The sequence below is a fragment of the Acinetobacter boissieri genome (assembly GCF_900096955.1).
In the GTDB taxonomy this organism is placed as follows: Bacteria; Pseudomonadota; Gammaproteobacteria; order Pseudomonadales; family Moraxellaceae; genus Acinetobacter; species Acinetobacter boissieri.
Genome location: NZ_FMYL01000006.1, coordinates 142,428 through 154,330, shown reverse-complemented (window position 1 = coordinate 154,330; position 11,903 = coordinate 142,428). Strand labels below are relative to the sequence as shown.

At 38.4% G+C, this 11,903-nt stretch carries 10 protein-coding genes; 1 reads left to right on the top strand and 9 read right to left on the bottom strand.

Annotated elements, in window-relative coordinates; all coding sequences use genetic code 11:
* Nucleotides 1-48: 48 nt before the first annotated feature.
* The 7 genes from niaP to BLS38_RS07665 all read right to left on the bottom strand — a co-directional run bounded on the left by niaP (nt 49) and on the right by BLS38_RS07665 (nt 7,973).
* Nucleotides 49-1,359: a niacin transporter NiaP gene (gene niaP / locus BLS38_RS07695; protein WP_213030507.1), complete on the bottom strand. Its 1,311-nt coding sequence runs from the start codon at nt 1,357-1,359 to the stop codon at nt 49-51.
* Nucleotides 1,360-1,410: 51 nt separating this feature from the next.
* Nucleotides 1,411-2,052 carry a trimeric intracellular cation channel family protein gene (locus tag BLS38_RS07690; RefSeq protein ID WP_092748280.1) on the bottom strand — a complete coding sequence of 214 codons (642 nt, stop codon included), beginning with the start codon at nt 2,050-2,052 and terminating at the stop codon, nt 1,411-1,413.
* A 123-nt stretch (nt 2,053-2,175) separates the two neighbouring features.
* A complete protein-coding gene (locus BLS38_RS07685; RefSeq protein WP_092748278.1) occupies nt 2,176-2,655 on the bottom strand; it encodes a YchJ family protein in 480 nt (159 codons plus the stop codon).
* A 113-nt stretch (nt 2,656-2,768) separates the two neighbouring features.
* Nucleotides 2,769-3,470, bottom strand: coding sequence for an SDR family NAD(P)-dependent oxidoreductase (locus BLS38_RS07680; RefSeq protein WP_092748276.1), 702 nt, complete (start codon nt 3,468-3,470; stop codon nt 2,769-2,771).
* A 28-nt stretch (nt 3,471-3,498) separates the two neighbouring features.
* Entirely contained in the window at nt 3,499-4,737 is a 1,239-nt protein-coding gene (locus tag BLS38_RS07675; RefSeq protein ID WP_092748274.1) for a metal-dependent hydrolase family protein, read from the bottom strand.
* Nucleotides 4,730-6,013: an MFS transporter gene (locus tag BLS38_RS07670; protein ID WP_244518232.1), complete on the bottom strand. Its 1,284-nt coding sequence runs from the start codon at nt 6,011-6,013 to the stop codon at nt 4,730-4,732. The genes BLS38_RS07675 and BLS38_RS07670 overlap by 8 nt, the downstream gene beginning before the upstream one ends.
* 346 nt (nt 6,014-6,359) lie before the next feature.
* On the bottom strand, nt 6,360-7,973 hold the full coding sequence (locus BLS38_RS07665; protein ID WP_092748272.1) for a TerC family protein: 1,614 nt from the start codon (nt 7,971-7,973) through the stop codon (nt 6,360-6,362).
* Nucleotides 7,974-8,327: 354 nt separating this feature from the next.
* Between BLS38_RS07665 and BLS38_RS07655 the strand changes: the two genes are divergently transcribed.
* A complete protein-coding gene (locus tag BLS38_RS07655; RefSeq protein ID WP_092748268.1) occupies nt 8,328-8,921 on the top strand; it encodes an LOG family protein in 594 nt (197 codons plus the stop codon).
* Nucleotides 8,922-8,968: 47 nt separating this feature from the next.
* Here the strand turns inward: BLS38_RS07655 and guaA are convergent, their stop codons facing one another.
* Both guaA and BLS38_RS07645 read right to left on the bottom strand, forming a co-directional pair.
* Nucleotides 8,969-10,537: a glutamine-hydrolyzing GMP synthase gene (gene guaA, locus BLS38_RS07650; RefSeq protein ID WP_092748266.1), complete on the bottom strand. Its 1,569-nt coding sequence runs from the start codon at nt 10,535-10,537 to the stop codon at nt 8,969-8,971.
* Nucleotides 10,538-10,845: 308 nt separating this feature from the next.
* The gene (locus BLS38_RS07645) at nt 10,846-11,859 is read right to left on the bottom strand and encodes a zinc-dependent alcohol dehydrogenase family protein (RefSeq protein ID WP_092748264.1); all 1,014 of its coding nucleotides are present in this window, start codon (nt 11,857-11,859) and stop codon (nt 10,846-10,848) included.
* Nucleotides 11,860-11,903 lie beyond the last annotated feature (44 nt).

The window sequence follows — 11,903 nt, the reverse complement described above, 5'->3', positions numbered from 1 at the left end:
TCAATCTGGCAAAAACTTCAGCGTTTAGATACAAAACAATAAGTAACGCTATTGCAGTTGCTTGCCGTTTGTCTCTTTACCAAGTACCAAAACAGTCACTGCAACCGCAAGCATAACCAGCGTAAACATCATAAATACATGCTCAAAAGCGTGCTCAAATGTCATCATGTGTGTCACAACCATTGGAGCTAAAATTCCTCCAATGCGCCCAATTGCGGCTGCCCAACCTGCACCAAACGCACGAATATACGTTGGATATTGCTCTGGCGTATAGGTATATAAAACGCCCCATGCACCAAGATTGCAAAATGACATTAAACAGCCCCATAGCATAACGTCTGAGTTACTTTGTGCTTGACCAAAGAAATAAGCACATACAGCACATAATCCAATAAAACCAGATAAAGTCGCTTTACGCCCAAGTTTATCAACTAGCCAAGCCGCCACAATATAACCAGGAAGCTGTGCCAAAATCATAAATAATACGTATTCAAATGACTTTACAATATCAAACCCTTGTTTCACTAGTAAGCTCGGGAGCCATGTAAAAATGCCATAATAAGAAAAGACGATACCAAACCAAATCAACCACAACATCACCGTTGAGCGTAAAAATGTTTTTGACCACAACTGTTTAAATCTCATTTTTTGATGTGGCTGAATTGAAGGCATAACCGCCTCTTGGGTCACTTTAACCCCTGCTTGACGCTCTAAATCTTGCACAATCAAATGGGCTTTTTGTACTTCCCCCCGTTGAATTAAATAAGGTATGGACTCTGGAATTTTCCTCCAAATCACCCAGACATAAAATAATGGCAAACCACCGATTAAAAATGCCACATGCCAGTTCAATTTAGGAATCAGAAAATAAGAGACCAATGCGGCAATAAGCCAACCTAAACCCCAAAAACTTTCTAATAAAACAATAAATCGCCCGCGTACATGTGCAGGCATATACTCGCTGACCAGTGACACAGCAACAGGTAATTGCCCACCCAAACCAACACCTACAAGAAAACGAAACAATAAAAGCCATGTTAAATTGGGTGCAAATGCACAACACGCTGTTGCAATACTATAAATGGCCAAAGTCACCATAAACATCATTTTACGGCCAAAACGGTCTGCTAGACCACCTGAAAAAATGGCCCCCAAAGCCATACCTATAAAACTTATGCTGACAATAAGACCACTTTGTGCTGGGCTCAAATGCCAGTCTTTTATAAGTATTGGTAAAATAAATGCAATGATCCCTGTGTCCATCGCATCAAACATCCACCCCAAACCCACTACCCACAACAAGGTATAATGAAATTTTCCTACAGGTAATTGCTGTACTCGTGTCATGATGTCAGCCATGAGATCTCCTGATTATTGACCTATATTTAAATGATCAATTTATTTATTCTATTAATGATCTTTTGATGATGCCGACTGATCATCATCATCTTGATAAATAAATTTCGGCATTTCTAAACCAAAATAAATGGCAATCACACGTAAACTAAAACCAAATACTAGTGTGGTCACTACAGTCCACTCAAGCGACATACCCATAGACATACATAACCAGTAACAGATCACTGCAACAAAAGAAATACTGGCATATAGTTCACGGCGAAAGACCAAAGGAATATCATTACATAAAATGTCACGTATAATTCCACCCGACACACCCGTCATCATGCCTGCAACAGCCGACACCACAAAGCCATGCCCCAAATGTATCGCAATCTGACAACCAATAATGGTAAAACCAATCAGACCGAGTGCATCAAGTAATAAAAAGATTGAACGTAAATGCTTCATCCATTTCGCAATTAACATAGTAAATAATGCAGCACAACACGTCAGCACCAAATATTCTGGATGTTTCACCCAACCCAAAGGATAATGGCCAAGCAAGACATCACGCACAGAACCACCACCAAGTGCTGTGACACATGCAATTAGAATTACCCCAAACCAGTCCATACTACGGCGCCCTGCAGAAAGCGCACCGGTCATGGCTTCAGCAGTAATGGCAACAATATAAATAATCGTCAGTAGCATACCCTTTTCCTTTTGGGGTCTAAAAATAGGCGCTATTCTATCGAATTAAAGTACAGTCATGCTTAAAAAAAATATGAAATCTATTTAATATTTCAATAAATTTTCTATAATTTAAATACTGTTTTAAAGGGATAAAAATTGTGAACAATATGCTTTAAACTTTTTATCTGACCCACAGATACACGGCTGTTTCATGGTGTAATACGTATCAACCGTCGGATCTAAAAAATACCACTGCTGACCTACATAAACAAAAGCTGACTTTTCATGGTGAGATTGTAACTGCGTCCCTTGCATAAAATACGCTTTAAACTCCACAAAAGCATGTCGTTTATCACGAGCAAGGTCATGCTGTAAAACCTCTAAATGATGCCACTGTGTTGTACAGCTCCAATCTCGTAATGCACAGACATCAAGCTGAGGTTGCTGACCTATTGCTGTAGTTTTGACAATATAATCTATCTCTTGTTGCACAAAGGCACTATATCTTGAGCGCATGAGTTGCTCAGGACTCACTGCAACATCTGTTCCTTGATGTAGAGGTTGACAGCATTCGGTATAACTTTTCTTGTTATGGCCACAAGGGCAAAGCATTTCAGACATAAAAATAGCCTTTTCTAAAAAGGCTATTTTAAGTCGTTTTTTTTAGCAATCAAAATCATTTACAGGCATTACACTGCCTGTTTTACACACTCATACACAACAACGTCACCAATTTAATAAGATGCTTCAAAGTTCCAATGAACAGGGACTTCTGCCACACTTGCTTCAAAAGGCAAATTCAATACCATATCGATAATATTCGCAATTGTTTCAGGTTGGGTCATTTTTTCCATAGGAACATGACTAATGGCTTGTGCCATATCTGTTGCAACATAACTTGGACAAATTGCTGTCACTCGAATATGGTCGTCTACCCCAGCTAACCTGAGCGCATGTGTTAGGCCCGTAACGGCAAACTTACTCATAGAATATAAACCCGATGCAGCAGATGCCACTCGTTTCCCAGACAATGAAGACATAATCACAATTTTACCATGACCTGATGCTTTAAGACTCGACCAAGCCAGTCTAGATAAGCGCCAAGGAGATGTTAAATTAATTTCAAAAGTTTTTTCATAGTCAACTTGAGTCACATCTAGTACAGATCCTAGAATCATAATTCCAGCATTGATCACCAATGCATCAAGTTTTCCAAATGTGCTCAATGTTTCTTTTAACCAAAATTCCTCTGATTCGGGTAAACTGGCATCATAAAAAAAGGCTGCAACATTATTCCCTTGAGGGAGCGCACTGTCTTTTGGATTTCGACAGCCGATACTTACTTGCCAACCGTTGGCCAATAACCGATTAACTGTCGCCAAACCAATGCCTCGATTACCACCACTAATCATCACAACTTTTTGATTTTGATTCATTGAGCCACCCTAATAATAAGACTAAAATTTAACCTTTAACAATCTGCCCATTTTTAATAATATAGGTCATACTCTGCTCAGAGTTTACCAATAAATTAATATCTTCTAATGGATTACCGTCTATAACCAAAATATCTGCAATTGCATTAGTTTTGATACATCCAAGTAAGTTTTCCATATTTAGAATTTTAGCAGCCACATATGTTGCGCTTTGTACTGCCTTTAAATTCCCCAACACCTCAGCACGAATTAAAAATTCATGAGATTGATAGTGATGCATTTCTCCAAGTAAATCTGAGCCATAACCCATTTCAACACCTGCGTCATCGAAATACTTGAGTGCTCGTTTACCTGATTCACGTACATCTTCAATTTTCATTAAAGACTCTTCACCAATACCACCTTCTGCGCCATATTTTGCCAGCATTTCATAAGTGACTTGTGTTGGAACAGCAAAAACGCCATGCTTTGCCATGAGTTCAGCCGTTTCTTGGTCTGCTAGATTGCCATGTTCAATGGTTCTTACACCACATTTCACAGCACGTTTAATACTTCTTGGTGTATACGCATGTGCCATGACATATGTATTAGCGGCCGTTGCTTCATCTACAATAGCGCAAATTTCAGCTTCAGAATATTGCGTATTGGCAATAGGATCTGTTGGAGATGTTACACCACCAGAAGCCATAATTTTAATTTGGTTGGCACCTTGCTGAAGCTCTTCACGCACTGCAAGTCTTACATTATCTACACCATCAACAACTCGAGCAATCGCACCCGATCTAAAACAACATGTACACGGCTCAAGCTGTAATAAACTACCACGGGCTCTAAAATCACCATGACCACCTGTTTGTGAAAGTGCTTTGCCTGCTGCAAAAATACGAGGCCCTTTCACCAGTCCTAAAGCCACTGACCGTGCCAGTGCCCAATCTGCGCCCCCTGCATCACGTACACTAGTAAAGCCTCGCATAAGCATTGCATTTAATATAGGCACTGCTCTAAACATAACAATTGCGTTTGGTTGTAAAGCATTCATACCCAAATTCGCTTCAGAAGCCAGTACATGTACGTGACAATCGATCAGACCTGGCATTACAGTTTTACCCGTAACATCAATTTCATCGTAACCGGCTTTAGACACTGTTGTATGAGAAGTAATATCTACAATTTTCTCGTCTTTAATGTATATGTCTTGAGCAGATTGAAAGATGCCAGATGCAACATCTAATATATTTCCATTTTTTAAAACAATTGAATTAGGCATAAGGTTTACTCTTTACAGTATTGTTATCAGTTTTAGACTCACGATATAAGTAAGCGCCTACACTACTAATCAGTGCAGCTGCCATAATATAATACGCTGGTGCAATGTTATCTCCAGTAGTTGCGACTAACCATGTAATAATAAAAGTTGCAAACCCACCAAAGATGGTTACAGCAAAGTTATAGGCAATTGACACTCCAGATGACAATACTTCTGTAGGTAAAAGCTCATTAAACACAGCTAAAATAGCACCAATATAACCTGAAATTAAAGCACCCATTACCAGTTGAAACACGATGACTGAAGTTAAAGATGGATATAAGTTAATAAAATTAAATAGAGGGTACGTCAACAAAAGCGTTAAAATGGCTGAAGATAATAAAAATGGACGACGACCCACCTTATCAGCGTAATAACCAACTATTGGCGTAAAACAAATCAATGCAAACCCACCAACCATGCCACAAATAAAACCATCAGTTTTAGATAGACCAAGTATTCGACTGCTATACGATGGGACATAAAATAAGATTGCGTAAGTAAATACTGTCCATAAAACAACCAACATAAATCCAATCGTGACTTCTTTTTTATAATTAATAAAAACTTCACGAATAGGTGATTTTAATGGTTTCGTCTTTGTAAACGTTTCTGGTTCTTCGACTTTCGTACGAATATATACCCCAATTGGACCAATTAATGTTCCAATAATAAATGGAATACGCCAGCCCCAGCTTTCCAATTGGCTTTGAGTAAGAAACAAGGTTAAACACATACCGACCAGTGAACCCAAAAGAATAGCAATACCAACGCTGACCTGAATCCAACTTGAATAATATGCTTTTTTATTTTCAGGTGCATGCTCGGTTAGAAAGGCAGTCGCTGTACCCATTTCTCCACCAGCAGAGAACCCTTGTAATAGGCGTGCAATGACAATAATAAATGGTGCGAAAATACCAATCTGCTCATAGGTCGGTGCAATGGCGATGAGAAATGTACCCAACGCCATTAGAATTACAGTGAGTGATAACGCAGATTTTCGCCCAAATCTGTCACCATAGCTCCCTAAAATAATCCCACCCACAGGTCGCATAAAAAAGCCAACCCCAAAAGTGGCTAAAGCCAATAAGTAAGATGTAACATCGTTCCCACTGGGAAAAAATAATTTACCGATAGTGACGGCCATAAAACTATAAATGGTAAAGTCAAACCATTCCATCCCATTACCAATAACAGTTGCTAATACTGCTTTACGACGGGTTTCTACTTCACTCACGTCAAATTCCTCATCTTTTATAAAGGGGATATTTAATAAAAACACCTATCAAAGTAGATCAATATCTATCCATGAATATGAAGATGAGCAATAAACGTACCAATACATTCCACAAATAAATTAAAATTCACTTAAATAAGTTTTATGTTGTTTTATTTAATTTTTATAAAGCACTTTACTAAAGCTTATTTTTATTCGAGTTAACAATAATCATAGGTATATACTTCAAATATCTTATTCAAATCAATTCATTAAAGCCCTATAAGACATTAATTAATCAAAGATTTTTCGTCATAAAAAAAGCCTTTTCAAGAAAAGGCTTTTTTTATTATATTTCTATCCTTCATTAACTGTCTTTTGAACGATCATTGTCTGGTTCCTCAATAGCAGTAATATGTACTTTTTCAATTTTATGACCATCCATTGTCACAATTTCAAAGCGATATCCATCTGCAACCACAAAAGCACCATTATCAGGCAAATGTCCCAAATGCATGAATAAATAACCAGATAAAGTTGAATATTCTTCATTATCATCTACAAGATCTTTACTTAACAGTAATGATAAATGTCGAATATCTGTTGAGCCTTCTAAAATAAGCGAGCCATCTTCAAGACTTTCTGCAACCGCTTCCATTTCATCTTCATCAGGAAATTCACCTGCAATTGCTTCTAAAATATCAATGGGTGTCACTAAACCTTCAATCGAACCATATTCATTGAGTACAATTGCCATTTGTAATGGTGCTTGACGTAATTGTTCTAAGACCATCAACACAGGTGCATTTTCATGTACGATCATTGGTTCACGTAAGTTTTGTTCAATATTAAACTGTTCGTGTTCCACATATTCATTCAATAATTTATGTGTAAGCGCAATACCCGCAAGGTTATCTAATTCACCGTGTGCAAAAATAATTCGGGAATGACTCATCTGCATCAGACGTGTTTGTATATCTTGAGCATCTGTTGCTAAATCAATCCAATCGATATCTGGACGTGGTGTCATAATCGATTTCACAGGTCGTTCAGATAAACCCAATACACCTTGTACCATGACACTGTGATAAGTACTGTTTTCGTCATCAAACAGCTCATCTGCCAATGCACGCGTTGCCAGTACATCGCTATCACCATGGTTATGGTGGTCTGTATTTTGATTGTGTTTTTGTTTTGGTTTACCACCCAACATACGCATCACAGCCGATGCTGTTTTAAAGCGTAAGTCATTGGTTGTCACCAATTTTTCTTGGTTACGGCGTGTCATTTGATTTAAAAACTCAATCATGACTGAGAAGCCGATGGCAGCGTATAAGTAGCCTTTTGGAATATGGAAACCAAAACCTTCCACAACCAATGAGAAGCCAATCATCATCAAAAAGCCAAGACATAGCATCACAACTGTCGGATGTCGATTAACAAAGTTCATGAGTGCTTTTGACGCAAGCATCATGATACCCATTGCAATCACCACTGCAACCATCATGACTGAAAGATGTTTGACCATACCTACAGCAGTAATTACGCTGTCTAAAGAAAACACAGCATCTAGTACAACAATCTGCGCAATGACCACCCAAAAAGCAGCATGCACAGGATTGTCATCTTTGACATGCATTTTACCTTCAAGGCGCTCATGTAATTCCATCGTACCTTTAAACAATAGAAATACACCGCCAAATATCAAAATAAGATCTCGACCAGAAAATGGCTGGTCAAACACATGAAATAGTGGTTGTGTGAGTGTAATAACCCAAGCAATAGATGCAAGTAACACCATCCGCATGGCCAAAGCCAACGTCAGGCCAATGAGTCGAGCTTTACTGCGTTGCTCAGGCGGTAATTTTTCCGCTAAAATAGCAATAAATACGAGGTTATCAATACCTAAAACAATTTCTAAAACCACAAGTGTGGCTAAACCTACCCATGCAGATGGGTCTGACATCCATTCAAATATCATTGCCCATGCTCCTGCATGTAAGTCGCATCATTTACTTTTATTACTGTGTTGTCTGCAATTGCCTGTATGCAAGCAAGTACATTTAAAATTCGGGGTTTTTCAGTTGAGGGTCTACAACCACTACTCATATTAATAAAAATGTTGTTAAACGAATTTTCAGTATAGAAAAGATTAATGGTAAATTCACTAACTTTTATCATTTTTTATTGGCATGATCTTAAAGCATGCTTTTCAGTGGCTAACAGTATTCCTAAATCAATAAAGATTGTTGTAATTGGTTAAAATTCTGTACTTTCTACTGCCCTTTGTAAAAAAACATGCTAAAGATAAAGTAAATGCAAAGGATAAAATGAAATGAGCAAAATAGCCAAAGTAAAAACAACACAACCTTTAGTTGCACTTTATTGTGGTTCTCGGGCAGGAAACAAAGTCATTTATCTAAAAAGTGCCATTGAATTAGCACGAGGCTTAGCTGAGCATCGCTTTGGATTGGTGTATGGTGGCGCAAGTATTGGACTTATGGGGCAAGTTGCAGATACTTTTTCTGAATTTAATGCTGAAACTGTTGGTGTAATTCCACAGTTTATGTTGGACTATGAAGTAGCACATACTGAACTGACAGAACTGCATGTCGTAAATACAATGCATGAACGTAAAGCAATGATGGCAGATCGTGCCAGTGCATTTATTGCACTGCCCGGTGGCCTAGGTACTTTTGAAGAAATTTTAGAAATTGCAACTTGGGGGCAACTTGAGCAGCATCAAAAACCAATGATGATCTATAATGTAAATGGTTATTACGATGCGCTGATTGCTCAGTTAGACCATGCTGTTAGTGAAGGATTCCTACCTGCTCACCATCGTGCAAAAGTGATTGTATGTACAAATATCAATGAAATCTATGTGGTGTTAAACAATTTAAAAGCACCAGAAAACGTAGTCATGTAAAATCAAACATAAAAAAAGAGTGCATAAGCACTCTTTTTTTATCAGGATTATTCCCACTCAATAGTGGCAGGTGGCTTAGATGACACATCATAGACCACACGAGATACATCTTTTATCTCGTTCATAATACGTGTAGAGATTTTATCCACTAAATCATATGGTAAATGAGCGAAACGTGCTGTCATAAAGTCAACCGTTTCAACTGCACGTAGCGCAATTACCCATGCATAACGGCGACCATCACCCACAACGCCTACTGACTTAATGGGTTGGAATACAGCAAAAGCTTGAGCAGTTTTATCATACCAACCGCTAGCACGAAGCTCTTGCATAAAGATATCGTCTGCTAGGCGTAGAATATCTGCATACTCTTTTTTCACTTCACCTAAGATACGTACACCTAAACCTGGACCAGGGAACGGGTGGCGATAAATCATACTGTGAGGCAAACCAAGTGTTGTACCTAACTTACGGACTTCATCTTTAAATAAGTCACGTAATGGTTCAACAAGGTCAAAGGCTAAATCATCTGGTAAACCACCCACATTATGGTGCGATTTAATCACATGTGCTTTACCTTGCTTACTTGCTGCAGACTCAATCACGTCTGGGTAAATTGTACCTTGTGCTAAAAATTTTACGCCGTCTAATTTACGTGCTTCTTCTGAAAAGACTTCAATAAATTCACGACCAATAATTTTACGTTTTGCTTCTGGGTCTACTTCACCTGCCAGTGCATTTAAAAAGCGATCTTGCGCATTGGCACGAATAACTCGAATACCCATGTTTTCAGCAAACATTTGCATGACTTGTTCGCCTTCATTTAAACGAAGTAAACCATTGTCTACAAATACACATGTAAGTTGATCACCAATTGCTTTATGCAAAAGTGCAGCAACAACAGAAGAATCAACACCACCAGATAAACCCAGTAATACTTTTTCTTGCCCAATCTGTTTACGTAGTTGTTCTATGCGTAGATCAATAATATGTTCAGATGTCCAAAGACTACGGCAACCACAGATATTGTGTACAAAATTAGATAATAATGCTTGGCCTTGCGTGGTATGAGTCACTTCTGGGTGAAACTGTACGCCATAGAAACGTCTTGCTTCGTCACTTACTGCCGCAAATGGGCAGCTTGGCGTACTTGCAGTCACATTAAAACCTTCAGGGATTTTACTGACTTTATCGCCATGACTCATCCATACGTGAAGTTGATTGTCTTGATCTTGCAAGCCACCAATCAATGCGTCACGCACCAATACATCGACTTCTGCATAGCCAAATTCGTGAACTGTGCCTGCTTCAACTTTACCACCAAGCTGTTCAGACATGGTTTGTAAACCATAGCAGATGCCTAGTACAGGTACACCTAAGTTAAATACAACTTCAGGCGCACGTGGGCTGCCTTCTTCATGTACACTTTCTGGACCACCAGATAAAATAATACCATTTGGATTAAATGCACGAATGTCTTCTTCAGACATATCAAAAGCGTACATTTCAGAGTAAACACCTGACTCACGTACACGACGTGCAATCAGTTGGCTGTATTGTGAACCGAAATCCAGAATAAGGATGCGATCTTCAGTAATTTGGGTATTGGTCGTCATGTGATTCAACTATAGAAAGCTAAAGAACAAAAGAAGCACACAATAGTAACATTTTTCACAGGTCGAGTATATCTAGACTTTAATTTGTAGCCACGATTGTGAATTTTAAGTCATTTAAGAGATTGAACTATGCCAATTTGTATATTTATATTTATTTAAAATGATGATCTATATAAGAGTACATAGTCATTATTTTCAAAGTCGTAATTCTACTAGTACTTATGAAAACAGCATTAAGAAATAAGGGTGCTTTCAAAAGGTAAGGTATCTCCCATACAATATACCTTACCTTTAAATACTGTTCATACTTACCAAGTTACACAAATTTTTCCAAAATGATTGCCTTTTTGCATGTAATCAAATGCTTGTGATAACTCCGTATAATTAAATATTTTATCTATTACAGGACGTGACTGAGTAGCCTCAAGCGCTGAAATATATTCTTTTTGATCTTCAACACTCGAAACAATTAAGCCTTGCAACCGAACCTGCTTACCCAAAAGACTAACAATAGGAATACTTGCCTCGTTTCCAGAGAGTACTCCAATTTGTGCAATATGGCCTCCAACTTTTACTGCTTTTAAAGATTCATTAATAGTGACTGGACCACCTACTTCAACAACATGATCAACCCCTAATCCTTTTGTCAAACGTAATACCTCATCGCCCCACGCAGGTGTAGTCTTGTAATTGATCAGCTCATCTGCACCTAAATTATGGACTTTCGCTAACTTTTCATCGGATGATGATGTTGCAATAACAAAGGCTCCCTTAGCCTTGGCAATTTGTAGTGCAGCAATGGATACACCACCAGTACCTTGGATCAGTACAGTCTCGCCTGCTTTTAATTGACCATTAGTAACCAGTGCACGCCATGCAGTTAAGCCAGAAGTTGTAATAGTAGCGGCCTCGGGCATAGACCAACCTTGGGGGATTTTAGTAAATGCACTTTCAGAGCGTACAACAAACTCTGTGGCCATACCATCAATTCCATCACCTGGAGTATTTTCAAAATTACCGACTATAGACATTGGCTTACCTGCCAACCAACGTGGAAAAAATGTTGAAACAACATGATCTCCTATTGCAAAAGAAGTTACATCTTCACCCACCGCTTCAACAATACCCGCACCATCAGACAAAAGAATCCTTCCGTTTTCTGTTGGCATAATGCCACGTGCCACCATAAAGTCATGAAAGTTTAAAGAGCTTGCTTGAATAGCAACACGTATCTCACCTCTTTGAGGTTGCCCTGGATCTTTAATCTCTTTTAAAACGATTTGTGGTGTTTCATTAGACGCATCAAAAACCAATCCTTTCATCTTTAAAGCCTCAATCCAATTATTGAGTTAAGAGTATAGTATGT